This window comes from Paraburkholderia dinghuensis, assembly GCF_003837865.1.
Lineage (GTDB): Bacteria > Pseudomonadota > Gammaproteobacteria > Burkholderiales > Burkholderiaceae > Paraburkholderia > Paraburkholderia dinghuensis.
Genome location: NZ_RQIS01000016.1, coordinates 53,012 through 77,714, shown reverse-complemented (window position 1 = coordinate 77,714; position 24,703 = coordinate 53,012). Strand labels below are relative to the sequence as shown.

The 24,703-nt window shown below is 64.5% G+C and carries 21 protein-coding genes; 11 read left to right on the top strand and 10 right to left on the bottom strand.

Annotated elements, in window-relative coordinates; genetic code table 11:
• The first annotated feature begins 21 nt into the window (after positions 1-21).
• Together D1Y85_RS20490 and D1Y85_RS20485 are read left to right on the top strand one after the other, a co-directional pair.
• Positions 22-1,428: an AmpG family muropeptide MFS transporter gene (locus tag D1Y85_RS20490; protein WP_124152908.1), complete on the top strand. Its 1,407-nt coding sequence runs from the start codon at positions 22-24 to the stop codon at positions 1,426-1,428.
• The gene (locus D1Y85_RS20485) at positions 1,410-2,567 is read left to right on the top strand and encodes a M48 family metallopeptidase (protein ID WP_246024998.1); all 1,158 of its coding nucleotides are present in this window, start codon (positions 1,410-1,412) and stop codon (positions 2,565-2,567) included. Before D1Y85_RS20490 ends, D1Y85_RS20485 begins: the two co-directional genes overlap by 19 nt.
• Before the next feature lie 3 nt (positions 2,568-2,570).
• Here D1Y85_RS20485 and D1Y85_RS20480 read toward each other — a convergent pair whose 3' ends face one another.
• The 5 genes from D1Y85_RS20480 to gatC all read right to left on the bottom strand — a co-directional run bounded on the left by D1Y85_RS20480 (position 2,571) and on the right by gatC (position 7,852).
• Positions 2,571-3,353 (bottom strand): exodeoxyribonuclease III, encoded by a 783-nt coding sequence (locus D1Y85_RS20480; RefSeq protein WP_124152907.1) that lies wholly within the window; start codon positions 3,351-3,353, stop codon positions 2,571-2,573.
• Between the two features lie 69 nt (positions 3,354-3,422).
• Complete coding sequence (locus D1Y85_RS20475) at positions 3,423-4,259, bottom strand: PPK2 family polyphosphate kinase (RefSeq protein ID WP_124152906.1); 837 nt, start codon at positions 4,257-4,259, stop codon at positions 3,423-3,425.
• A 150-nt stretch (positions 4,260-4,409) separates the two neighbouring features.
• Positions 4,410-5,885 carry an Asp-tRNA(Asn)/Glu-tRNA(Gln) amidotransferase subunit GatB gene (gatB, locus tag D1Y85_RS20470; protein WP_124152905.1) on the bottom strand — a complete coding sequence of 492 codons (1,476 nt, stop codon included), beginning with the start codon at positions 5,883-5,885 and terminating at the stop codon, positions 4,410-4,412.
• A 2-nt stretch (positions 5,886-5,887) separates the two neighbouring features.
• Complete coding sequence (gene gatA, locus D1Y85_RS20465) at positions 5,888-7,378, bottom strand: Asp-tRNA(Asn)/Glu-tRNA(Gln) amidotransferase subunit GatA (RefSeq protein WP_124152904.1); 1,491 nt, start codon at positions 7,376-7,378, stop codon at positions 5,888-5,890.
• A 174-nt stretch (positions 7,379-7,552) separates the two neighbouring features.
• On the bottom strand, positions 7,553-7,852 hold the full coding sequence (gene gatC, locus D1Y85_RS20460) for an Asp-tRNA(Asn)/Glu-tRNA(Gln) amidotransferase subunit GatC (protein WP_124152903.1): 300 nt from the start codon (positions 7,850-7,852) through the stop codon (positions 7,553-7,555).
• Positions 7,853-8,358: 506 nt separating this feature from the next.
• Here gatC and D1Y85_RS20455 point away from each other — a divergent pair.
• The 5 genes from D1Y85_RS20455 to rodA all read left to right on the top strand — a co-directional run bounded on the left by D1Y85_RS20455 (position 8,359) and on the right by rodA (position 15,007).
• Positions 8,359-9,402: a rod shape-determining protein gene (locus D1Y85_RS20455; protein ID WP_124152902.1), complete on the top strand. Its 1,044-nt coding sequence runs from the start codon at positions 8,359-8,361 to the stop codon at positions 9,400-9,402.
• A 139-nt stretch (positions 9,403-9,541) separates the two neighbouring features.
• Positions 9,542-10,699 carry a rod shape-determining protein MreC gene (mreC, locus tag D1Y85_RS20450; protein ID WP_124152901.1) on the top strand — a complete coding sequence of 386 codons (1,158 nt, stop codon included), beginning with the start codon at positions 9,542-9,544 and terminating at the stop codon, positions 10,697-10,699.
• Positions 10,699-11,211, top strand: coding sequence for a rod shape-determining protein MreD (gene mreD, locus D1Y85_RS20445; protein ID WP_124152900.1), 513 nt, complete (start codon positions 10,699-10,701; stop codon positions 11,209-11,211). Before mreC ends, mreD begins: the two co-directional genes overlap by 1 nt.
• A gap of 126 nt (positions 11,212-11,337) precedes the next feature.
• Positions 11,338-13,830, top strand: coding sequence for a penicillin-binding protein 2 (gene mrdA / locus D1Y85_RS20440; RefSeq protein ID WP_124152899.1), 2,493 nt, complete (start codon positions 11,338-11,340; stop codon positions 13,828-13,830).
• 10 nt (positions 13,831-13,840) lie between these two features.
• On the top strand, positions 13,841-15,007 hold the full coding sequence (gene rodA / locus D1Y85_RS20435; RefSeq protein ID WP_124152898.1) for a rod shape-determining protein RodA: 1,167 nt from the start codon (positions 13,841-13,843) through the stop codon (positions 15,005-15,007).
• Between the two features lie 36 nt (positions 15,008-15,043).
• On the opposite strand, the gene D1Y85_RS20430 is transcribed toward rodA, so the two are convergent.
• The 5 genes from D1Y85_RS20430 to queC all read right to left on the bottom strand — a co-directional run bounded on the left by D1Y85_RS20430 (position 15,044) and on the right by queC (position 18,893).
• Positions 15,044-15,760 (bottom strand): tetratricopeptide repeat protein, encoded by a 717-nt coding sequence (locus D1Y85_RS20430; RefSeq protein ID WP_124152897.1) that lies wholly within the window; start codon positions 15,758-15,760, stop codon positions 15,044-15,046.
• Positions 15,757-16,539, bottom strand: coding sequence for an HpcH/HpaI aldolase family protein (locus tag D1Y85_RS20425; protein WP_124152896.1), 783 nt, complete (start codon positions 16,537-16,539; stop codon positions 15,757-15,759). Before D1Y85_RS20425 ends, D1Y85_RS20430 begins: the two co-directional genes overlap by 4 nt.
• Positions 16,540-16,808: 269 nt before the next feature.
• Positions 16,809-17,252 (bottom strand): 6-carboxytetrahydropterin synthase QueD, encoded by a 444-nt coding sequence (gene queD / locus D1Y85_RS20420; protein WP_124152976.1) that lies wholly within the window; start codon positions 17,250-17,252, stop codon positions 16,809-16,811.
• Between the two features lie 15 nt (positions 17,253-17,267).
• Positions 17,268-17,900: a 7-carboxy-7-deazaguanine synthase gene (queE, locus tag D1Y85_RS20415; protein ID WP_124152895.1), complete on the bottom strand. Its 633-nt coding sequence runs from the start codon at positions 17,898-17,900 to the stop codon at positions 17,268-17,270.
• Between the two features lie 258 nt (positions 17,901-18,158).
• Complete coding sequence (gene queC, locus D1Y85_RS20410) at positions 18,159-18,893, bottom strand: 7-cyano-7-deazaguanine synthase QueC (protein WP_124152894.1); 735 nt, start codon at positions 18,891-18,893, stop codon at positions 18,159-18,161.
• A gap of 836 nt (positions 18,894-19,729) precedes the next feature.
• Here queC and arcD point away from each other — a divergent pair.
• The 4 genes from arcD (at position 19,730) to arcC (ending at position 24,597) form a co-directional block, all read left to right on the top strand.
• Positions 19,730-21,211 carry an arginine-ornithine antiporter gene (gene arcD, locus D1Y85_RS20405; RefSeq protein WP_124152893.1) on the top strand — a complete coding sequence of 494 codons (1,482 nt, stop codon included), beginning with the start codon at positions 19,730-19,732 and terminating at the stop codon, positions 21,209-21,211.
• 15 nt (positions 21,212-21,226) lie between these two features.
• A complete protein-coding gene (gene arcA / locus D1Y85_RS20400) occupies positions 21,227-22,483 on the top strand; it encodes an arginine deiminase (RefSeq protein WP_124152892.1) in 1,257 nt (418 codons plus the stop codon).
• Positions 22,484-22,554: 71 nt separating this feature from the next.
• The gene (locus tag D1Y85_RS20395) at positions 22,555-23,565 is read left to right on the top strand and encodes an ornithine carbamoyltransferase (RefSeq protein WP_124152891.1); all 1,011 of its coding nucleotides are present in this window, start codon (positions 22,555-22,557) and stop codon (positions 23,563-23,565) included.
• Between the two features lie 102 nt (positions 23,566-23,667).
• Positions 23,668-24,597, top strand: coding sequence for a carbamate kinase (arcC, locus tag D1Y85_RS20390; protein ID WP_124152890.1), 930 nt, complete (start codon positions 23,668-23,670; stop codon positions 24,595-24,597).
• Positions 24,598-24,703: the final 106 nt, after the last annotated feature.

Genomic DNA, 24,703 nt, shown 5'->3' with positions numbered 1-24,703 from the left:
ACCGCCGCCGCTAACGACGACATGCCGAATCCGCCCCACGAGGCTCCTACCCGCAACGTCCACGTTGACGCTCACGAAGAACACCCTGGCTGGCGCGCGTATCTGAACACGCACATGCTGATCTGCGTGTTCCTCGGTTTCACCTCGGGGCTGCCGCTTTTCACGCTCGTCTATCTCGTGCAGGCGTGGCTACGCTCCGAAGGCGTCAGCCTTAAGGACATCGGCCTCTTTGCGCTGATCCAGATCCCCTACACCTGGAAGTTCGTCTGGGCGCCGTTGATGGACCGCTACGTGCCGCGCCTCGCAGGCTGGCGTCCGGGACGCCGGCGCGGCTGGATGCTCGTCACGCAGATTCTCGTTGCGCTCGCAATCGCGACGCTCGGATTCGTCTCGCCGAAAGATTCGATCAAGATGGTGGCAGCGCTCGCCGCGCTGGTGGCGTTCTTCGGCGCAAGCCAGGACATCGCCATCGACGCCTACCGGCGCGAGCTGCTGTCCGACACGCAACAGGGCCTCGGCAACGCGGTCCACGTGAACGCGTACAAGATCGCCGCGCTCGTGCCGGGGTCTCTTGCGCTGATCCTCTCCGATCACCTGCCGTGGAGCACGGTGTTCATCGTCACGGCCGCGTTCATGATTCCCGGCATGATCATGGCGCTCGTGGTGAGCGAACCCGAGGCGCAAGGCCCGCCGCCGAGGAACCTGAGCGAGGCGATCGTGCAGCCGTTCGCCGAATTCGTGCGGCGCGGCGGCTGGGGGAATGCGCTTTTCGTGCTCGCGTTCATCTTCCTTTACAAGCTCGGCGACACGATGGCCACCACGCTTTCGACGTCGTTCTTCCTCGACATCGGCTTCTCGCGCACCGAGATCGGCGTGATCGCCAAGATGACGGCGTTCGGCGCGAGCCTCGCGGGCGGCATCATCGGTGGCGTGGCGCTTGTGAAGATCGGCATCGGACGCGGGCTGTGGATCTTCGGTTTCCTGCAGATGATCTCGACGCTCGGCTTCGCCTGGCTCGCTCAGGTCGGGCCCGACTCGCCGTCGCTCGCGTCGATCTACAGCGGCGTGCTCGCCGTGAGTCACGCCGTTTCGCAAGCCGCAAGCGTGTTCGGCGCGAACGTGCAGTTTTCGCTCGATCCGCGTGCCGTGGCGCTCGCGCTCGTCTACGGCTTCGAGACGTTCGCGACCGGCCTCACGCTCGCCGCATTCACCGCCTATATTGCGAGCACAACCGACCCGCGCTATACCGCCACCCAGTTTGCGCTCTTCACGAGTCTCGCTTCGGTGCCGCGCACGCTCGCCTCGGCGGCGAGCGGCTTTCTGGTCGCGAAGATCGGCTGGTTCGACTACTTCATCGTCTGCACGGCACTCGCTGTACCGGGTATGCTCCTGCTGGTCCGAATCGCCCCGTGGAGAATCAGATCGTGACCGTGCACCAGACCGCCGCGCCCTGCGAGCGTCCGACGCCCCGTCGTCGACGCCGGGCCGACGTGCGGGTGCGGGAGCTTGCGCTGACGCTCGCGGCGGCACTGCCCGCGCTGCTCGTTCTCCACGCGCCGCTCGCGCACGCCGACGACGACAACACCCCGCCCGTGATGGTGGCCGTAGCGTCCGCGGTCTCGCCCACGGTGTCGCCCTCTGTCTCGCCCGCGTCCGCTGCGCCACTGGCGGCTAAAGGCGCCGTACAGAGCGCCGGCAACGCCGCTGGCGCGAACGCAGTCACGCCCTACGCAACTGGCCGCGCAACGCCGGGCATGGGCCGCCAGGTGCGCTTCGGCGACGCCACGCTGTATCGCATCCTGATCCCCTCGCCGATGCTGGAGGCGCAGGCCGCAGCCGAATACGCGGAGATCGTGCGCGGCGCGGCCCACTCCGACCGCCTCTACCCCGACAGCGATCCACGCGCGCAGCGCGTGCGCTTTTTAGTCGACCGGCTCGCGCCTTACGCGCAGAAGTGGGGCGATCGGATCAAAAACTGGAAATGGGAAGTGGCGGTGATCCGTTCGCCGGATATCCGCATGTACTGCCTGCCGGGTGGCAAGATCGTGGTGTACGGCGGACTGCTCGACCGCGTGAAGCTCAACGACAACGAATTCGGCATGCTGCTCGGTCACGAGATCGCGCATGCGGTGCGCGAGCACGTGCGCGAGCGTCTCGGCGCACAGCAGGCAGCGCAGATCGAGGCCGGCACGGTGCCGCAACTGTTCGGGCTCGCCGATCTGGGCGTGTTTCCGCTGGGCGTCGGCTCGCAGCTCTTCGAAATGCGCTACGGCCGCGCCGACGAAACCGAAGCCGACGTGATCGGCAGTGACATCGCGTCTCGCGCGGGCTTCGATCCGCGTGCGGCGCTCACGGCCTGGGACAAGCTCGCCCTGGCCACGAAGAGCGATCGCGGCGATGGTTTCGTCTACGTGCATCCGTACACGAACGCGCGCCGCGCCGATCTTTTCAAGCGCCTGCCCGACATGATGCCGCTCTACGCGAAGTCGATCGGCATGCCGCTCGACACGCTGCCCGACTACGCGGGCATCGCCGTGCCGCAGCGGCGCAAGCTCGTGGAGCCCTGACGCTCAGCGCTTGATCTTGTAGTCGTAGTCGATGGTGAGCGGCGCGTGGTCGCTGAACTTGATGTCCTTGAAGATCGACGTGCGCTTTGCGGTGGCCGCGATACCCGGCGTAGCGATCTCGTAGTCGATACGCCACCCCACGTTCTTCGCATACGCCTGGCCGCGGTTGCTCCACCAGGTGTACTGCTCGGCACGCGTGTCGAGCGTGCGGAACACGTCGACGTAACCGACGTCGTCGAAGAGCTTCGTGAGCCACGCGCGCTCTTCGGGCAGGCAGCCGGAGTTCTTCTGGTTGCCCTTCCAGTTCTTGATGTCGATTTCCTTGTGGACGATGTTCACATCGCCGCACACGACCACCTCGCGCCCCTCGCCCTTGAGATCGGCGAGATGCGGCATGAACGCGTCCATGAAGCGGTATTTCGCCTCCTGGCGCTCCTCGCCGCTGGACCCCGACGGCACGTAGACCGACACGATCGAAAGCTTGCCGAAGCGCGCTTCGACGTAGCGTCCCTCGGGATCGAATTCAGCGTTGCCGAACCCGATGATCACGTCGTCCGGTTCGTGTCGCGTGTAGAGGCCCGCGCCGCTATAGCCCTTCTTCACCGCGTGCTGGAAATAGCCCTTGAAATCGTGCGGCGCGAGGAATTCGGGCGTCATGTCGTCCTGCGAGCATTTGATTTCCTGCACGCACAGCACGTCGGCCTTCTGCTCGCCGAACCACTCGAAGAAACCCTTCTTCGCCGCCGAGCGGATGCCGTTGAGGTTCGCGGTGATCACACGCAACATGTCTTGTTTCCTTGTTGGTTTTGCGTCGCCCCGCGCCGCGGCGCGGAGGCATCGTCGTCCACTGACGGCCTAGTCGATCTTGAGGCCGTTCAGTTCTTCTTTCGCCGGCGGAAATTCGAGCTTGAGGTTTTCCAGCGCACGCAACAACAGTTCCGCGACCATCACGTTGCGATGCGACTTCGAATTCGCCGGAATCACGTACCACGGCGCGTATTCCGTGGAGGTGGCCGCGAGCACGTCGCGATAGGCGGCCTGGTAAGCATCCCAGCGGTTGCGCGCTTCGAGGTCGGAGAGATCGAATTTCCAGTGCTTGGTCGGATCGTCGATCCGCGCCTGGATGCGGTTCCTTTGCTCGTCCTTCGAGATGTGCAGCATGCACTTGATGATCGTCGTGCCGCACTCCGAGAGCATCGCCTCGAATTCGCGGATCTGGCGGTAGCGTCGCTCCCACTCGGCCTGGTCGATCTGCCCGATCACGCGCGGCACAAGCACGTCTTCGTAGTGGCTGCGATTGAAGATGGCCAGTTCGCCTGCCGACGGCACCTGCATATGCACGCGCCAGAGAAAGTCGCGTGCGGACTCGATGGGCGTGGGCGCGCGAAACGCCACGATGCGCAAGCCTAGCGGATCGACGTCCTGAAAGACGCCACGGATTGTGCCGTCCTTGCCGCTCGTGTCCATGCCCTGGAGCACGAGCAACACGCGCCGATGGTGCTGCGCATGCAGGCGTTCCTGCTGCACATCGATCTTCGCGCCGATAACGGCCAGGCGGTCGCGGTCGCTGGTCTTGCTACCCGTCGTGAACGGTTTGGCCGACGCATCGATCGCATCGAGCGCGAACTTTGCGGTGCGCTTGTCGGTGAAAAACGGAACGCGGTAATCGTCGAGACTCGGGGACTTCACCATGCCATGGTTCTCCTCTGTCGACCGGAGTTAGCGCTTTAGCTGTCGACCAGAGTTAGCGCTTCAGCGCTTACTCCGGTCCCATGCACCGCTGTCCGCCGGAGCCTCAAACAGCAGGTCGGCGTCGCGCGACGCCGCCCTGCAAAGGCGCACTCAGGACAGCTTCTTCTTCAGCAGCTCATTGACCTGCTGCGGATTCGCCTTGCCCTTCGTTGCCTTCATCGCCTGGCCGATCAGCGCGTTGAACGCCTTCTCCTTGCCCGCGCGGAACTCTTCCACCGACTTCTGGTTCGCCGCGAGCACCTCGTCGATGATCGCTTCGAGTGCGCCGGTGTCGGAGATCTGCTTGAGGCCCTTCGCTTCGATGATGCGGTCGGCGGCGGCTTCGTCCGCGGCCTTTTCGTCCCACATCGCGAGGAACACTTCCTTGGCGATCTTGTTCGAGATCGTGCCGTCGGCGATACGTTGCAGCAACAGCGCGAGCTGCGCGGCGGTGACCGGCGACGCGTCGATTTCGAGGCCTTCGCGGTTCAACTGCGACGAGACTTCGCCCATCAGCCAGTTCGCAGCAACCTTCGCCTGCGCGGCACCGGTCTTTTCGACCACGGCCTCGAAGTACGACGCCATCGCCTTGCTCGACGTGAGCACGGTCGCGTCATACGCCGTCACGCCGTACTGGTCGACGAAACGCACCTGCATCGACGCGGGCAGTTCGGGCATCTCGCCCTTCACGCGATCGACCCACGCCGCATCGATCACGAGCGGCATCAGATCGGGATCGGGGAAATAGCGGTAATCGTGCGCATCTTCCTTGCTGCGCATCGAGCGCGTCTCGCGCTTGTCCGGGTCGTAGAGGCGCGTTTCCTGCACGACGGTGCCGCCGTCCTCGATCAGCTCGATCTGGCGACGCACTTCGAACAGGATCGCTTCTTCGAGGAAGCGGAACGAGTTCAGGTTCTTGATTTCGGCACGCGTGCCGAATTCCTTCTGCCCGACCGGACGCACGGAGACGTTCGCGTCGCAGCGGAAAGAACCTTCCTGCATGTTGCCGTCGCAGATGCCGAGCCACATCACGAGGCTGTGCAGCGCCTTCGCGTAGGCCACGGCTTCGGCGGCGCTGCGCATTTCCGGCTCGGTGACGATTTCGAGCAGCGGCGTGCCCGCGCGATTCAGGTCGATGCCCGTCATGCCCGCGAAGTCTTCGTGCAGCGACTTGCCCGCGTCCTCTTCGAGGTGCGCGCGCGTCAGATTGACGGTCTTCTCGTAGGCTTCCTTGCCGGTCTTCTCGTTGGCCGGCACCTGGATCGTGATCTGACCGCCCTGCACGACCGGAATCTCGTACTGGCTGATCTGATAGCCCTTCGGCAGGTCCGGATAGAAGTAGTTCTTGCGCGCGAAGATGCTGCGCGGCGCGATCGTCGCGCCGATCGACAGACCGAAGCGGATCGCGCGCTCGACGGCGCCGCGGTTCATCACGGGCAGCACGCCCGGCAACGCGAGATCGACGGGGCAGGCTTGCGTGTTCGCGTCAGCGCCGAACTGCGTCGAGGCGCCCGAGAAGATCTTCGACGCCGTCGACAACTGCGCGTGCGTCTCAAGACCGATAACGACTTCCCATTGAGTACTCATGCTTACACCCCTGCCGGCGCCTTGCGATGCCAGTCGGTCGCGCGCTGGAAAGCGTCGGCGACCTGCAGCATGCGGGCCTCGTTGAAATAGTTGCCGACGATCTGCAGACCGACCGGACGCTGCGCGTTCGCTCCCGCGCCGAAGCCGCACGGCACGCTCATGCCGGGCAGGCCGGCGAGGCTCGTCGACAGCGTGTACACGTCCGCGAGATACATCTGCACCGGATCGTCGCCCTTCGCGCCGATGTCCCACGCGACGCTCGGCGCGACCGGCCCCATGATGACGTCGCACTGTCTGAACGCTTCCTGGAAGTCCTGCGCAATGATGCGGCGGATCTTCTGCGCCTGGAGGTAGTACGCGTCGTAATAGCCGTGCGAAAGCACGTAGGTGCCGACGAGAATCCGACGCTTCACTTCGGGACCGAACCCCTCGGCGCGCGACTTTTTGTACATGTCGAGCAGATCGCGATATTCGGCTGCGCGATGGCCGTAGCGCACGCCATCGAAGCGCGAGAGGTTCGACGACGCTTCGGCGGGTGCGATGACGTAATAGACGGGGATCGACAGTTCGGTCTTCGGCAGCGTCACTTCGACGAGCGTGGCCCCGAGCGATTCGTACACCTTGAGCGCCGCGTCGACGGCCGCGCGAACGTCGACGGACAGACCCGCGCCGAAGTATTCCTTCGGCAGGCCAATGCGCAGGCCCGCGAGCGGCTTGTCCGCCGTTGCATCTGCCCCCCACGTCTTGCCGAGATGGCGCGTGTAGTCTTCGTGCTCACGCTGGAGGCTCGTCGAGTCGCGCTCGTCGAAGCCCGCCATCGCGTTGAGCAAAAGGCCGCAGTCGGCGGCGCTTTGCGCCATCGGCCCGCCCTGGTCGAGCGACGAGGCGAACGCGATCATGCCGTAGCGCGACACGCGGCCGTAGGTCGGCTTGATGCCGGTGATGCCGGAGAACGACGCGGGCTGACGGATCGAGCCGCCCGTGTCCGTGCCGGTCGCAGCGGGCGCGAGGCGCGCGGCCACGGCTGCCGCCGAACCGCCCGACGAGCCACCCGGCACCGCCTTCTGATCCCACGGATTCTTCACCGCGCCGAAATGCGAGTTCTCGTTGGACGAACCCATCGCGAATTCGTCCATGTTGGTCTTGCCAAGGCAGACCATGCCCGCGCGCTCAAGCCGGTCGACGACCGTTGCGTCGAATGGGCTCACGTAGTTTTCGAGCATCTTCGAGCCGGCCGTCGAGCGCCAGCCACGCGTGACGAACACGTCCTTGTGCGCGAGGGGCAGGCCGAGCAGCGCGCCGGTTTCGCCTGCGGCGAGGCGCGCGTCGGCGGCTTTGGCCTGCGCGAGCGTCAGTTCCGGGTTGACTTCGACAAACGCGTTCAGACCCTTATGCGCGTCGATTCGACTCAGGTAAAGCTGGGCCAGCTCGACTGCGGAGCATTCCTTCGCAGCCAGCGCGGCGCGCAGTTCGGTCAAGCTTTTTTCATGCATTGCGTGGTTCCTGGAAGAACATGGCGGCAGCGCCCCTTACTGTGTTTCCTGCGTGCGCGGCGCCGTCATCGGGGGCGCCATCCCGAACCGTCAGGTCGCGCCCCGTGAGATCGGGGGAGCCGTCGCGCGCCACCTGCAGCTCGCAGGCGGGCGCCGACGGGAAAAACGGCGCGCTTATTCGATCACGCGCGGCACGAGGTACAGGCCGTCCTGCACCGCGGGCGCCGGGCGTTGCAGCGCGTTGCGGTCGACCACCTCGGTCACGGCGTCCTCGCGCAGGCGCAGCGCCACGTCCTCGATCTGCTCGATCGGGTGCGCGAGCGGCGCGATGCCGGTCGTGTCGACGGCCTGCATCTGCTCGACGAGACCGAAAAAATCGTTCAGTTGGACGAGCGTGTTGCCGGCTTCGGCGTCGGCCAGTTCGAGGCGCGCGAGATGCGCGATTCGCTTCACATCGTTCAGGGTCAGGGCCATGCGGTCACCGGAAAAGAGGGCTGTTGCTTCAGCCATTGCGACATTGTCTGAAAAACAGTGCTGCAACAGCGGGTTATCGCGCCGGATCCGGCGTTTGAATAAAGCTTCGGCATCATCAAAAACTGCCTTCCGGATCCTGTAAAACAGGCAAAATTATAAGGTATCATTACGCGTTCGACCCAAACCCGGACCGCCTTGCGTCTGCCTTTCACTGGTTACGCGTAGTACTTCGCGAACTTGAAGGGTCCAAATCGGGACCCAGATGTGTCTCGATAGGTCTCGAAAGGCGTGACGGGAGCAATGCGATTGTCGCAACGCAATTGGCGCAAGACGGGGCACGCTGGGCACGCCGCCAGGCTGCCTCCGGTACCCATCCCCGCAGTGTCAGGTTCATCGAGGCGCGCTTGATTCAAACGGCGCGCCCGGCCTGGGGCTGTTATTTTTTCCGCTGCCGTCCTTGACCCGCTTAGCGCGAAGGTCGGCTACAAGCGAGACAGGATTTTTGAATGTTCGGTTTTCTGCGTAGCTACTTCTCCAACGATCTCGCGATCGACCTTGGCACCGCCAACACGCTCATCTACATGCGCGGCAAGGGCATCGTTCTCGACGAACCCTCCGTCGTTTCGATCCGCCAGGAAGGCGGCCCGAACGGCAAGAAGACGATTCAGGCAGTCGGCAAGGAAGCCAAGCAGATGCTCGGCAAGGTGCCGGGCAACATCGAGGCGATCCGCCCGATGAAGGACGGCGTGATCGCCGACTTCACGGTGACCGAGCAGATGATCAAGCAGTTCATCAAGAGCGCTCACGAATCGCGCATGTTCTCGCCGTCGCCGCGCATCATCATCTGCGTGCCGTGCGGCTCGACCCAGGTCGAGCGCCGCGCGATCAAGGAAGCCGCACACGGCGCGGGCGCCTCGCAGGTCTACCTGATCGAAGAGCCGATGGCCGCCGCAATCGGCGCGGGCCTGCCGGTGTCGGAAGCCACGGGCTCGATGGTCGTCGACATCGGCGGCGGCACGACGGAAGTCGGTGTGATCTCGCTCGGCGGTATCGTGTACAAGGGTTCGGTGCGCGTCGGCGGCGACAAGTTCGACGAGGCCATCGTCAACTACATCCGCCGCAACTACGGCATGCTGATCGGCGAACAGACCGCTGAAGCCATCAAGAAGGAAATCGGTTCGGCTTTCCCCGGCTCCGAAGTCAAGGAAATGGAAGTGAAGGGTCGCAACCTGTCGGAAGGCATTCCGCGCAGCTTCACGATTTCGAGCAACGAGATCCTGGAAGCCCTCACCGATCCGCTGAACCAGATCGTCTCGTCGGTCAAGATCGCGCTCGAGCAGACGCCGCCGGAACTCGGCGCCGACATCGCCGAGCGCGGCATGATGCTCACGGGCGGCGGCGCGCTGCTGCGCGACCTGGACCGCCTGCTCGCGGAAGAAACCGGCTTGCCGGTGCTCGTCGCCGAAGACCCGCTTACCTGCGTCGTGCGCGGGTCGGGTATGGCGCTCGAGCGCATGGACAAGCTCGGCAGCATCTTCTCCTACGAGTAAGCGCCGGCCCCCATGCGAGCGGCGCGGCACACAACGGCATGGCGGCTAGCGCGCCGCTCTATGCCTCGAGCCGCCCGCTAAACGGCGCCCCTTGCGACGCCACCGTTTTATCTATCTGCACACGCCCCCGGCGCCGACCATGGAATACAGTCCGCCGCCCCTGTTCAAGCAAGGCCCTTCGGCACTCGCGCGGCTCATTTTGTTCGTCGCGCTGTCGCTCGTCCTCTTGATCTCAGACGCCCGCTTCAAGACGCTGGAAGTCGTGCGCGGCGTTCTCGGGGCAGGCCTTTACCCGCTGCAGCGCGCGGCCCTCGTGCCGCGCGACTTCTTCGTCGGCGCCGCCGACCTCGCCGTCACGAGCGCTACGCTGCGCTCGGACAACACGCAGCTTCACGCGCGCAACCTCCAGCTCTCGCAGCAGGCCAACCAGGCCGCGATTCTCGCCGCCGAGAACGCGCACCTGCGCGCCCTCCTGCAGCTGTCGCAGCACTTCGGCGCGCAGACGACCCCCGCCGAGATCCAGTACGACACGCGCGATCCGTTCACGCAGAAGGTCGTGATCGGCCGCGGCTCGCAGCAGGACATCCAGAACGGCGCGCCCGTCGTGAGCGAGGACGGCGTGATCGGCCAGGTCACGCGCGTGTTCCCGATGCAGTCCGAAGTCACACTGCTGACCGACAAGGATCAGGCGGTGCCGGTCGAGATCGTGCGCACGGGCCTGCGCAGCGTGATCTACGGCACGCCGCAAGGCGCGCTGCTCGACCTGCGTTTCGTGCCGATCAGCGCCGATGTGCAGGCCGGCGACGAACTCGTGACGAGCGGCCTCGACGGCGTGTATCCGCAAGGGTTGCCGGTCGCGAAGGTGCTGCGCGTGGACAAACAGGCCGACACGGCATTTGCGCGCGTCGTCTGCGCGCCGGTCGCCACCGTGCGCGGTGCGCGTCAGGTGCTGGTGCTGCACTACGTGTCGCAGGTGCCGCCGCGTCCCGCGGAACTCGAACCGGTCAGCCCCGACGCGAAAAAGAAGGCGGACGCGAAGAAAGCCGCGGACAGCAAGGCGCAGGCCGCAGCGGCCGCACAGGCAAGTGGCACGGCAGCGGCCAAATCGGGCACGAGCGCAGGTACAACCACAGGCACAAGCCCCGCCACCGCCGACGCGAAGCAAAAGCCGTCAGCAGCCCCGCCCCAACCGGCAACGAAGCCTGACCGCGCTGTGCCTGCCAAACCAGCAGCCAATCCGCCGCCCAAATCCGCGCAGCAGCGCGCGGCGCACGCCGCCGCACCGGAGAATCCGTGATGGCGCGTCCGCAATACATCCTTCAGCCGGTCAACCCGTATTTCATCGCGTTCAGCCTCGCCGCCGCGTTTTTGCTGAACCTGCTGCCATGGGGCAAGCTGCCCGGCATCCCCGATTTCGTCGCGCTCGTGCTGCTGTTCTGGAACATCCACCAGCCGCGCAAGGTCGGCATGGGCATCGCGTTCTTCCTCGGTCTCCTGATGGACGTCCATAACGCGAGCCTGCTCGGCGAGCACGCGCTCGCGTACACGCTGCTCTCGTATGGCGCGATCACGATCCACCGTCGCGTGCTGTGGATGTCGCTCGGCGTACAGGCGTTCGCCGTGATGCCGGTGCTGGTGGGCACGCAGCTCGTGCCGTTCGTGACCCGCCTTCTGATGGGCGCGTCGTTTCCCGGCTGGGACTACCTCGTGAGCGGTTTCGTCGCCGCCGTGCTGTGGCCCATTGCGAGCGTCGTGCTCCTCCTGCCGCAGCGCCGCCCCGTCGATCCCGACGATACGCGGCCCATCTGAGCGGCGTGCGCCGCAACGAGCCGAGGAACGCAGGAATACGCGCTTGACTAGACCTTACGAAAACCGGCCCGTGGCGTGCTGGACGCAAATTCGCACCCCAATGCGCGCACAAGCCGGACTCATTGCATGACCGAATTCAAGGACACCCAGCAACAGATCTCGAAGTTCCGCGTGCGCGTCGCGGCGGCGGGGCTGTTCGTGTTCGTCTGCTTCGGGCTGATCGGGTTGCGCTTTATCTGGCTGCAGGTCTGGAACCACAGCAAGTATTCGCTGCAGGCCGACGAAAACCGCATCTCGGTTGCGCCGATCGTGCCCAACCGCGGCATCATCACCGACCGCAACGGCGTCGTCCTCGCAAAGAACTACTCGGCCTACACGCTCGAAATCACGCCCTCGAAGCTCACCGATACGCTCGACAACACGATCGACCAGATCTCGACGGTCATCCCGATCGATCAGCGCGACCGGCGCCGCTTCAAGAAGCTGCTCGAAGACTCGAAGAACTTCGAGAGCCTGCCGATCCGCACCCGCCTCACCGACGACGAAGTCGCACACTTCACCGCCCAGCGCTACCGCTTTCCGGGTGTGGAGGTGCGCGCCCGCCTGTTCCGCCAGTACCCGCTCGGCACGACGGCCGCGCACGTGATCGGCTATATCGGCCGGATCTCGCAGCTCGACCAGGAGCGTATCGACGACGCAAGCGACGAGAACAACAGCGATCACGAGCACTACGATCCGCGTCGGGACGCGAACAACTACAACGGCACCGACTACATCGGCAAGATCGGCGTCGAGCAGAGCTATGAAACCGAACTGCACGGCCTGACCGGTTTCGAGGAAGTCGAAGTCACGGCAGGCGGCCGCCCCGTGCGTACGATGTCGCGCACGCTGGCGACGCCGGGTAACAACCTGCGGCTGTCGATCGACATCGGCCTGCAGGAGGTCGCCGAGAAGGCGTTCGCGGGCCGTCGCGGCGCGCTCGTGGCGATCGAGCCGTCGACCGGCGACATTCTCGCGTTCGTCTCCGCGCCGAGCTTCGACCCGAACACGTTCGTCGACGGCATCGACCAGCAGACGTGGGACGAACTCAACAACTCGTCCGATCACCCGCTGCTCAACCGGCCGCTGCACGGCACGTATCCGCCGGGCTCGACCTACAAGCCGTTCATGGCGCTCGCCGCGCTCACGCTGCACAAGCGCACGCCGCAATGGGGCTTCCAGGATCCGGGCTACTACATGTTCGGCGGCCACCGCTTCAACAACGACGTACGCTCCGGCCAGGGCTGGATCGACATGAACCGCGCGATCATGGTGTCCAACGACACCTACTTCTTCATGCTCGCGCACGACCTCGGCGTCGACAACATCGCGAACTTCATGAAGCCGCTCGGCTTCGGCCAGATCACCGGCATCGACATCGCGGGCGAGGCGCGCGGCATCCTGCCGTCGACGGAATGGAAGCGCAAGGCCTACCGCAAACCCGAAGCGCAGCGCTGGTACGAGGGCGAGACGATCAGCCTCGGTATCGGCCAGGGCTACAACTCGTTCACGATCCTGCAGCTCGCGCACGCCACCGCGACGCTCGCCAACAACGGCGTGCTCATGAAGCCGCACCTCGTGAAGGACATCGAGAATCCGCTCACCCACGACTTGCGCCTCACCGTACCGAGCGAGAACGGACGCCTCAACGTCTCGCAGAGCGACATCGACGTCGTGAAGCGCGGCATGGAAGGCGTGACGATGAACCCGTCCGGCACCGCATACCAGGTCTTCGCCAACGCCGCGTATACATCGGCGGGCAAGACCGGCACGGCACAGGTGTTCTCGCTGCAGGGCGCGAAATACCAGGCGCATGCGCTCGCGGAGCATCTGCGTGACCACGCGCTCTTCATCGCGTTCGCGCCCGCCGAACAGCCGAAGATCGCGCTCGCGCTGGTCGTCGAGAACGGCGGCTGGGGTGCCCAGGCCGCTGGCCCGATTGCGCGCCGCGTGCTCGATTACTACCTCCTCGACCGGCAAAAGCCGGGCGCCCTGCAGGCCGAAGTGTCCGCGGCGGCGTCCGACGCGCAGGATGCGTCCGCGCCCGTGATCGGCGCCGCGCAGGATGAGGGGGCCGGTACCCAGCCGGTGAGAGTCGCAGCCGGATTCAAGGCGCTGCCGATACCGGGCGCGGCGTCGGCAGCTTCGGCTGCTTCGGCTGCTTCGGCAGCGGCGGCGTCGGGTGCAGCCGGTGCCGCGGGCGTAGTGGCGCCCGCCAGCGCCGCTTCCGGCGTGACAGGCGCAGCGGGCGCTGCGGGTACTTCGGCAAACGCTGCAACACGCGCCACAGGCACGACCGCCCCCACCGCCGCGAACACGCGTGCAGCAGCAGCGCCGGCCGACGGCGCCGTGCGCCGCACGCCGGTCTCGCCCGACGCACAGCGCGTCGCCGATGCAGTGAACGGCGGCACGTCACTGTCCGCCGACACCTCCGCCAACGGCGTGGACGCCGCGTCCGCGGCACGCCGCAACGGACCGCGCCGCCCGCGCCGGCCGGCGAACGCGCCGGACGCAACACTCGCGCCATCGCGCAACGACGACGCAGCGCCGAAGGCCGCCACCGGCGGCATGGACGAGTAAGGAATCCGTCATGGCCATCTTCCAGTTCGACAAGATCGACAAGCGCGCGGTGCTCGACACGATCCGCAAGCTCTTCATCGGCTTCGACCGGCCGCTTGCACTCGTCGTGTTCCTGCTGCTGTGCGTGGGCATCGTCACGCTGTACAGCGCGAGCCTCGACATGCCGGGCCGCGTCGAAGACCAGTTGCGCAACATCATGCTGACGTTCGTGCTGATGTGGGCGCTCGCGAATGTGCCGCCCACGACGCTAATGCGCTTCGCCGTGCCGATGTACTCGTTCGGCATCGCGCTACTCGTCGCGGTCGCGATGTTCGGACTCACGCGCAAGGGCGCAAAACGCTGGATCAACGTGGGCGTCGTGATCCAGCCCTCGGAAATTCTCAAGATCGCCACGCCGCTCATGCTCGCGTGGTACTACCAGCGCCGCGAGGGCGTGATGCGCTGGTACGACTTTCTCGTCGGTTTCATCATCCTGCTCGTACCGGTTGGTCTGATCGCCAAGCAGCCCGACCTCGGCACTGCCGTGCTCGTGTTCGCGTCGGGCTTCTTCGTGATCTACTTCGCGGGACTCTCGTTCCGGCTGATCGTGCCGGTGCTGATCGCGGGCGTGATCGCGGTCGCGTCGGTTGCGGCGTTCCAGGACAAGATCTGCCAGCCGCAGGTGAACTGGCCGCTCATGCACGACTATCAGAAGCACCGTATCTGCACGCTGCTCGACCCGACCTCCGATCCGCTCGGCAAGGGCTTCCACACGATTCAGGCCGTGATCGCCATCGGCTCGGGCGGGCCGCTCGGCAAGGGCTGGCTCAAGGGTACGCAGTCGCACCTCGAGTTCATCCCCGAAAAGCACACGGACTTCATTTTCGCGGTGTTCTCCGAGGAATTCGGCATGCTGGGCGGTGTCGTGCTGCTCACGCTCTATATGTGCCTCATCGCGCGCGGACTCTATATCGCCGCGAACGGCGCGACGCTGTTCGGGCGATTATTGGCCGGATCGCTGACGATGGCCTTCTTCACCTACGCGTTCGTGAACATCGGGATGGTGAGCGGCATCCTGCCCGTGGTGGGCGTGCCGCTGCCGTTCATGAGTTACGGCGGAACCGCGCTCACGACGCTCGGTGTCGCGATCGGGCTCATCATGAGCGTCGGCCGCCACAGGCGGCTCATGCAGAGCTAGTCTGCGTTCAAGCGCGGCGCCGCTTGCCTGCAGTGTCTACTGCGTCCCGCCCGGCGCCGACTTCTGCAACTGCTCGCTCAACTGCTGGTACTTGAGCAGCGCCACCCGGTCGCCCTGCGCCGCCGCCGCCGCGTAGTACGCGCGCGCGACGTTGATGTTCCTCGGTACACCATCGCCGCCGTGTTCGTAGAACGAGCCGGTCACGTATTGCGCCGTCATGTCACCGCCTTCGGCAGCCTTCTTGTACCAGTAAAACGCCTGCTTGTTGTCACGCGTCGTACCGCGTCCGTCGAGGAACTGGTTCGCAAGCGCCAGTTCTGCCTGCACGTGGCCCTGCTTCGCCGCCTTCAGGAACCACTGGTGCGCCGCTGCCGGATCGCGCTCGACGAAGTCGCCGTCGTCGTACATCTTCCCGTAGACGTACTGCGCATGCGACATGTTCGCGTCGGCGGCCTTGCGCAGCCACTTGCGGCCTTCGCCGACGTCCGTCGCCCCACCCTCGCCGTTGAGCAGCATCATCGCGTAGTCGAATTCCGCGAGACGATTGCCGCGCACGGCCGCCGCCCGGAACTCCTTGAGCGCGGCGTCCAGGTTGCCCGCGTTGTAGTCGGCTACGGCGTTGGCCGTCTCTGGGTCCGTTTCCGCGGTCACACCCTTCGCAGCGGACGCCCCGGCCGCGAAGCATGCCGCCGCAGCGGTCGCGGCGAAAAATCCGGCTGCCGTTCGTGCGAACGCGCCTTTGCTGCACTTCATGATCTCGCCTCCTGCAAGGCCTGACGCGTCGCGCGCACAAGCCAGATCACGTCGGCTGCGAGCGCGATGAAGCTGAAGCCCATCTCACGATACTGCTTCGCCTGCACGGCATCCATCGCGAAGATGCCTGCGGCCACGCCCGCGCCGCGCGCCGCCGCGACGATGCGCAGCATCGCCGCATTGACGTCGGGATGTTTCGAGTCGCCCAGATGACCGAGGCTCGCGGCGAGGTCGGCGGGGCCGACAAACAGACAGTCGACGCCCGGCGTCGCCGCGATCTGCTCGACCTCTTCGAGCGCCGACGCCGATTCGATCTGCACGATGACCGCGATCTGTGCGTTCGCGCCGTGCAGGTAGTCGCGCCGCATGCCGTAGGCGGCCGCGCGCACGACACCCGCCACACCGCGCCGCCCGTCGGGCGTGTGCTCGCCCGGATACTGCGTGAGGCTCACGGCGCGCGCCGCTTCTTCGGCCGAGCCGATGTTCGGAAACATCACCGTGCGTGCGCCCGCGTCGAGCACGCGCTTGACGAGCCAAGGCTCGCTCGTCGGCAGGCGCACGACCGGTTCGGTCGGCAGATGGGCGGCGGCGATCGCGCGCAGTTGGGCGACCGTGTCGGCGCTGTCGTTGGGCGCGTGCTCCATGTCTATCAGGAGCCAGTCGAAACCCGCGTGCGCGAGCGCTTCGGCGGCGGTCTCGCTGCCCATCGACAACCACAGGCCGTAGAGCGGCTCTGCTACTTTCAGACGTTCTTTCAGGGGATTGGTGAAAGTGCTCATCGCCGCGCTCCCGGCGAGTCTGCGAGCCGCACGCGTCATGCCCGGGCCGAGTGGCCCGGCGACGCCGCAACCTGCATGTCTCGCATCGTTTGAGTTTTGTGTCCGCGCACGAGAGTGCGCGGCCTTGTCCGGACGATCATACCGCGACAATGACTCTCGCCATTGGGCGGAAAACCCGGGGCTGAAAACCCGGAGCGCAAGAGGGCGTGCGCGACCGCCTGCAACGGCAGGCGGGAAAGGCAATGGCCAAACGCGAGGATGCGCGAGGATCAGTCGCGGATGACTTCGGCCCAGCAGTTCGGCGTCTCGGAGAGGCGCACTTTATGGAGCCGCAGATTCACGCCGTAGTGAGCGTCGTAGACGTTCGCGAGGATCTCGAACACGATGGCCGCAAGATTCTCGACGGTCGGAATACGGTCGATCACGACAGTCTTGTGGCCCGGCAGCGTTTCGAGGAAGCCGCGCACCTGCGTGTCGCCTTCGTAGACGAGAAACGCGTGATCCCACAGGTCGATGAGATGCTGGTTCGCGAGCGCCTTCACATCGGCGAAGTCCATCACCATGCCGCGGTCGGGCGCGCCTTCGGTCTCGATGAGATCGCCTTGCAGGGTGAGCTCGAGCACGTAGCGATGGCCATGCAGATTGCGGCACTGGCTGCGGTGGTCGGGGATGCGGTGACCCGCATCGAATTCGAGTTTTCGGGTGATCGTCAGCACGGTGCTTCCGCTTCAGGGGATGTTCAGATATTTGTGAGTCTGCATCGAAAGGCGCCACTGCGGGTGCCGCTTGCACCAGTCGATGGCGAGTTTCGTGTTCAGGTCGCGCGACGGGCCGTCCATCGGCTGGACGAGGAAATACTCGAAGTCCAGTTTCGCGTAGTCGGCGAGGCGCTGGTTGTCCTGCGGCACCACGACCTTCAGTTCGTTGCCTTTGGTGACGACGAGCGGCGCGTCGGCCTTCGGGCTCACGCACACCCAGTCGATCGTCTCGAGCACCGGCAACGAACCGTTCGTTTCGATGGCGATCTCGAAGCCGGCGGCGTGCAGCGCGTCGACGAACGGCGCGTCGATCTGCAGCATCGGCTCGCCGCCCGTGCACACCACGAAGCGGTTGCCTTCGCCTTCGGGCCACAGGGACGCGATCTTCGCGACCAGTTCGTCGGCGCTGCGGTACTTGCCGCCGTTCTCGCCGTCGGTGCCGACGAAGTCGGTGTCGCAGAAGCGGCACGCGGCATCGGCCCGGTCCTCTTCACGGCCGGACCACAGATTGCAGCCGGCGAACCGGCAGAAGACGGCCGGACGCCCGGCGTTCGCGCCTTCGCCCTGCAACGTGTAGAAAATTTCCTTTACTGCGTAAGTCATTGTGCTGCCTGATCCTGGATCGGGTTGAGTCGCGTGTCGGGAGCGCTGAGCCACCGGTCTCGCCGTGCGCGTGCGTGCCGGATTGCATTCCAGCGCATTTTGCCCGACGCCGCCGCACGCGATGCGGCGCTATGCGGCGTGCCTCGAGGTCGTGCCACGCCACAGAGCCGGGCCGGTGCGAAGAGCCAGAGCGTTCCGCCCGAAACCACTCTCGCGACCGAGCCTGGCGCACCCCTCGGCCCGAACCCGGTCAGGCCCTCAGACCGGTGCTTCGGTGACGTTCTCGCCCGCGAGATACGCTTCATAGCCGCGCTTGCGGAGCTTGCAGGCCGGGCACTCGCCGCAGCCGAAACCCCACGGCTGCAGTTCGGCGCGCTCGCCGACGTAGCACGTGTGCGTTTCGACGCGCACCAGTTCGACGAGTTCTTCGCCACCCAGTTGCCGCGCGAGGCGCCATGTATCGGCCTTGTCGAGCCACATGAGCGGCGTTTCCAGCACGAAGCGGCTGTCCATGCCGAGGTTCAGCGCGACCTGGAGGGCCTTCATGGTGTCGTCCCGGCAGTCGGGATAGCCCGAAAAGTCGGTCTCGCACATGCCGCCGACGAGCACGTTGAGCCCCCGCCGGTACGCGATCGCTGCGGCGATCGTCATGAACATCAGGTTGCGGCCCGGCACGAACGTGTTCGGCAAGCCGGTCGCGGCGGTCTCGATCTCGATCTCTCGCGTCATGGCCGTATCGCTGATCGAGCCAAGCACAGAAAGGTCGATCATGTGATCGTCGCCAAGGCGCTTGCCCCATTCGGGAAACGCTCGCGCGATGGCTGTACGGAAGCCGTCACGGCACTCGAGTTCGACGCGATGGCGCTGGCCGTAGTCGAAGCCCAGCGTCTCGACGATATCGTAACGATCGAGCGCCCATGCGAGGCATGTGGCCGAGTCCTGGCCGCCGGAAAACAGCACGAGCGCGCTGTTTTTAGCGTCTGTTCGAGTCACCGTGAAACTCCCTGTGTGTGGTTCCCGCACAGCGCCGCACGTGCCGAAGCAGCGCCGCAGAAAAACGAAAAAGCCCCAGGAATCGCGCGATTATCCTGGGGCTGCAATTCTCGCCAATTGTAGCAGTTGCGTCACAAACCCGCCGGAAGACCTGGCGAGCGGCCCGGTGAGTCAGCGCATTGGCCTCGGCCACCTGCCCCCAATAATAAATTGCAGCCCCGTTCCATGGCTTGATTTGCGATTGTGTCGTCCAGTAATAACTAACTGCGGAAGCTTGCCCCTGGTTGCACCCTGAAAAGCAGAAAACATCGCGATGATCACCGTTTTCTTTAAACGAAAACATGATTGCGATCTTGATCACATTTATTCAGGTGGACTTTCTTTTTCGAAGAATGACAAAAGCGTGTGCTTTTAATGAAGGCTCTTCGCGGCCGACGATCGTTGTCGCGGTGAACTTGCAATGATCTACTATCAAACCAGTGCACCGGTCCCGTCCCATTCGCGCTGGCTGCAGCGCTCATTCGTTGACGCCCGGTTGATATTCGATCCGTATCGACGAGGCAGCGCGCCGACGTCACGCACCATCGCCATGCGCCACGCGTGCGTTTGTGGGTACCACGGTGATATTCGCGGCAACGCTCGCGGGTGGCTCCGCGGTATTGGACCAAAGTCGTATTGCCAAAATTCGTGTCAGCTATAGATTAAACACGTCCTGGCGCGGCTTCGATTTGCGCTTTGGACTAACCGCACAGTTCGCGAGGCACAACAGAAATAATCTGACGGGTTGGTGCGCAGCGCGAGATCCGCGGCGGGCCGGCTCGTATGGGAGACACCCCATGTCCGATTCGACGTCTACGCCCCGTCCCGCAGCGAAGCCCGAGAGCACTGCCGCGCCCGCCGCTTCCAACAAGCTGCGGCTCGGTGCGCTCACTGCCCTCGTTGTCGGGTCGATGGTGGGTGGCGGCATCTTTTCCCTGCCGCAAAATATGGCGGTCAGCGCGGACGCCGGTGCGGTGCTGATCGGCTGGGCGATCACCGCAGTCGGCATGCTCACGCTCGCATTCGTATTCCAGTCGCTGGCGCTGCGTAAGCCCGAACTCGACGGTGGGGTGTACGCCTTCGCGAAAGCCGGTTTCGGCGACTTCATGGGCTTCGGCTCAGCGTGGGGCTACTGGATCAGTGCCTGGTTAGGCAACGTCGGCTACTTCGTTCTCCTCTTCAGCACACTCGGCTATTTCTATCCGATCTTTGGCGAAGGCAACACGCTCGTTTCCATCATCTGCGCCTCGGTGCTGCTCTGGTTGCTGCATTTTCTTGTGCTGCGAGGCATCAAGGAGGCCGCAATCGTCAACCAGATCACCACGGTGGCCAAACTCATTCCGTTGTGCCTCTTCATCATCATCTGCGCGTTTGGCTTCAGCAGCGGCACGTTCACCGCCGACTTCTGGGGCCAAATGAATCCCAAGCTCGGCAGCGTGTCGAACCAGGTTCGCAACATGATGCTCGTGACGGTGTGGGTGTTCATCGGCATTGAAGGCGCGAGCATCTTTTCCGCGCGCGCGGAGAAGCGCAGCGATGTCGGCAAGGCGACGGTCATCGGCTTTGTTGGTGTGCTCCTGCTGCTCGTACTCGTGAACGTGCTTTCGCTCGGCGTGCTCACGCAACCCAAACTTGCCGAGCTGCAAAATCCTTCGATGGCGGGTGTTCTGGAACATGTGGTCGGACACTGGGGAGCGATCCTCATTAGCGTTGGGCTCGTCATATCGCTGTGCGGCGCGCTGCTTTCCTGGGTGCTGCTTTGTGCCGAAATCATTTTCTCGGCCGCGCGCGACCACACCATGCCGAGCTTCCTGCGCAAGGAAAACGCGAAGCACGTGCCGGCCAATGCGCTCTGGCTCACGAACGGCATGGTCCAGCTCTTTCTCGTCATCACGCTGTTCTCCAAGGGCACGTATCTCTCGCTGATCTATCTCGCGACCTCGATGATCCTGCTGCCCTATTTCTGGTCGGCGGCCTATGCGTTGTTGCTGACGCTGCGCGGCGAGACCTACGAGGTCGACAGCGGCCCGCGCAGCAAGGACATGATCATCGCGCTCATCGCGGTGATCTACGCCATCTGGCTCATCTATGCGGGCGGCCTCAAATACGTGCTGCTCTCGGCGCTGCTCTACGCACCCGGCGTGATTCTGTTCGCACGCGCGAAACGCGAGATCGGCAAACCCGTTTTTACGACGGTGGAAATTTTCGTATTCGCCGCGGTGCTGATCGGCGCGCTAATCGCGGCTTTCGGCCTCTACAAGGGCTTTCTCACCCTCTGATTCGAGGAGTCTTCTATGAGTACGGACACTGCCGCCTTTGGCGTCAACTCCGAGGCGGGCAAGCTGCGCAAGGTTATGGTTTGCTCGCCTGGGCTCGCGCATCAACGCCTCACGCCAAGCAACTGCGACGAACTGCTATTCGACGACGTCATCTGGGTGAGCCAGGCCAAGCGCGACCACTTCGACTTCGTGACGAAGATGCGGGACCGCGGCGTTGAAGTTCTCGAAATGCACAACCTGCTGACCGAAACGGTACAGAACGCTGATGCGTTGAAATTCATTCTCGACCGGAAGATTCGCCCCGAGACCGTGGGCGTCTCGCTTGCGGGCGAGGTACGCAGCTGGCTGGAAGGGATCGAGCCGCGCCGGCTCGCGGAATTTCTGATTGGCGGCGTTGTCGCCGAAGATATTCCGGATACCGATCAAAGCAGGATCCTCAAGGAGTTCCGCCGCTACCTGGGCTACTCGAGTTTCGTGCTCGCCCCGCTGCCCAATACGGTCTTCACGCGCGACACGACCTGCTGGATTTACAAGGGCGTATCGCTCAATCCGATGTACTGGCCGGCACGCCGCCAGGAGACGCTGCTCACCACCGCCATCTACCGGTATCACCCGCAATTCGCGGGCCAAGACTTCGAGGTCTGGTACGGCGACCCGGACGAGGATCATGGCGCGGCGACACTCGAAGGCGGCGACGTCATGCCGATCGGCAATGGCGTCGTGCTCATCGGCATGGGTGAGCGCTCGAGCCGCCAGGCCATCGGGCGGCTGGCACAGAACATCTTCGCAAAAGGCGGCGCCAAGCGCATCGTCGTGGCGGGCCTGCCCAAGTCGCGCGCCGCCATGCACCTCGACACGGTGTTCAGCTTCTGCGACCGCGACCTCGTGACGATCTTCCCCGAAGTGGTCGGCGAGATCGTGCCGTTCTCGATTCGCCCCGACGACAAGAGCCCATCGAAGCTCGATCTGCGTCGCGAAGAAAAGCCCTTCGTGGAAGTCGTGGCCGAAGCGATGGGCCTCAAGGAACTGCGCATCGTCGAAACCGGCGGCAACGCGTTCGCGGCCGAGCGTGAGCAGTGGGACGACGGCAACAACGTGGTGTGCCTCGAGCCCGGTGTGGTGGTCGGCTACGACCGCAACACGTATACGAATACCCTGCTGCGCAAGGCGGGCGTGGAAGTCATCACGATCACGGCGAGCGAGCTGGGCCGCGGGCGCGGCGGCGGTCACTGCATGACATGCCCGATCTCGCGCGACGCCGTGGATTTGTGAACGTTGTGCCCCGGCCGAACGTGACGGCCTGATTACCCGCATTCCAACTGCATTCGCAATGGAGAACCGAAATGGCTTTCAACCTGCGCAACCGCAGCCTGCTCAGCCTGGTGCACCACAGCACCCGCGAGTTGAGATATCTGCTCGATCTCTCGCGCGATCTCAAGCGCGCAAAGTACACGGGAACCGAGCAGCAGCACCTCAAGGGGGTGAACGTTGCACTGATCTTCGAAAAGACGTCCACGCGCACGCGCTGCGCGTTCGAAGTCGCCGCCTATGACCAGGGCGCGAACGTCACCTATATCGACCCGAACTCCTCGCAGATCGGCCACAAGGAGAGCATGAAGGACACGGCGCGCGTGCTCGGGCGCATGTACGACGCAATCGAATATCGCGGCTTCAAGCAAGAGATCGTCGAGGAACTGGCGAAATTCGCCGGTGTGCCGGTGTTCAATGGCCTGACCGATGAATATCACCCGACGCAGATGCTCGCCGACGTACTCACCATGCGTGAGCATTCCGACAAACCGCTCACGTCGATCAGCTACGCGTACCTCGGCGACGCGCGCAACAACATGGGGAACTCGCTGCTGCTCATTGGCGCAAAGCTCGGCATGGACGTTCGCATCGCGGCACCGAAATCGCTCTGGCCACACGAGGAACTCGTGACGCAATGCAAGCAGTTCGCTGAAGAAAGCGGCGCGCGCATACTGCTGACCGAAGACCCCAAGGCTGCCGTCAAGGGCGTGGACTTCATCCATACCGATGTCTGGGTATCGATGGGCGAGCCGGTAGAAGCGTGGGGCGAGCGCATCAAGGTGCTTCTGCCGTACCAGGTGAACATGGCGCTAATGAAGGCGAGCGGCAATCCGCAAACGCGTTTCATGCACTGCCTGCCCGCCTTCCACAACAGCGAGACCGTGATCGGCAAGCAGATCGCCGACAAGTATCCGGAACTGGCGGGCGGTATCGAGGTCACGGAGGAGGTGTTCGAATCGCCGCTCAACCTCGCTTTCGAGCAGGCGGAAAACCGCATGCACACGATCAAGGCAATCCTCGTCTCGACGCTTGCCGACCTGTGAACCGCACGGCTTGACGAGGCGAGCGCCGGCCACCGGGTGCCTTATCCGGCAGGCCGGCTCGCCCGCCTCGCTCTTACGACATTCACAACCTGGGAGTGCAACATGCGAATCGTGATTGCGCTTGGCGGCAACGCGCTGCTGCGTCGCGGCGAGCCGATGACTGCGGAAAACCAGCGCGAAAACGTGCGCCTCGCGGCCACGCAGATCGCCCAGATCGCGGACGGCAACGAACTCGTGATCGCGCACGGTAACGGACCACAAGTCGGTCTCCTCGCACTGCAGGGCGAGGCCTACAAGGAAGTGCCGGGCTACCCGCTCGACGTGCTCGGCGCGCAGACCGAGGGCATGATCGGCTACATGATCGAGCAGGAACTCGGCAACCTGCTGCCTTATGAAGTGCCCTTCGCGACCATCCTCACGCAGGTCGAAGTCGATGGCAACGATCCGGCCTTTCAGCATCCGAGCAAGCCGATCGGCCCCGTCTATACGAAGGAACAAGCCGAGAAACTAGCCGCCGAACGCGGCTGGAGCATTGCCCCCGACGGCGACAAGTTCCGCCGCGTAGTGGCGAGTCCGCGGCCGAAGCACATCTTCGAAATCCGCCCGGTGAAGTGGCTGCTGGAACGTGGCACGATCGTGATCTGCGCGGGCGGCGGCGGCATTCCCACGCTATATGGCGAGGGCCACAAGCTGGCCGGCGTGGAGGCGGTGATCGACAAGGATCTGTGCTCGGCGCTGCTCGCGCAGGAACTCGACAGCGACCTGCTCATCATCGCAACCGACGTGAACGCAGCCTATGTCGACTGGGGCAAGCCGACGCAAAAGGCGATAGCAAGCGCGCATCCCGACGAACTGGAGAGGCTGGGATTTGCGGCCGGGTCGATGGGGCCGAAAGTGATGGCGGCTGCGGAGTTCGCGCGCAGCACGGGCAGAGATTCGGTGATCGGCGCGCTGGCCGATATCGTGGCGATTACCCAGGGCAAGGCGGGCACACGCGTGAGCACCGCGAAGCCCGGGCTGGTTTTCTATTGAGGCACGTTCTAGCGACCCGCAAATTGAGGGCGCGCACCGCGCGATACTTTCCGGAGCACGTCGGCATCGAGCTGCGGAATACAGGCGGCCAGGAAATCGGCTGTGG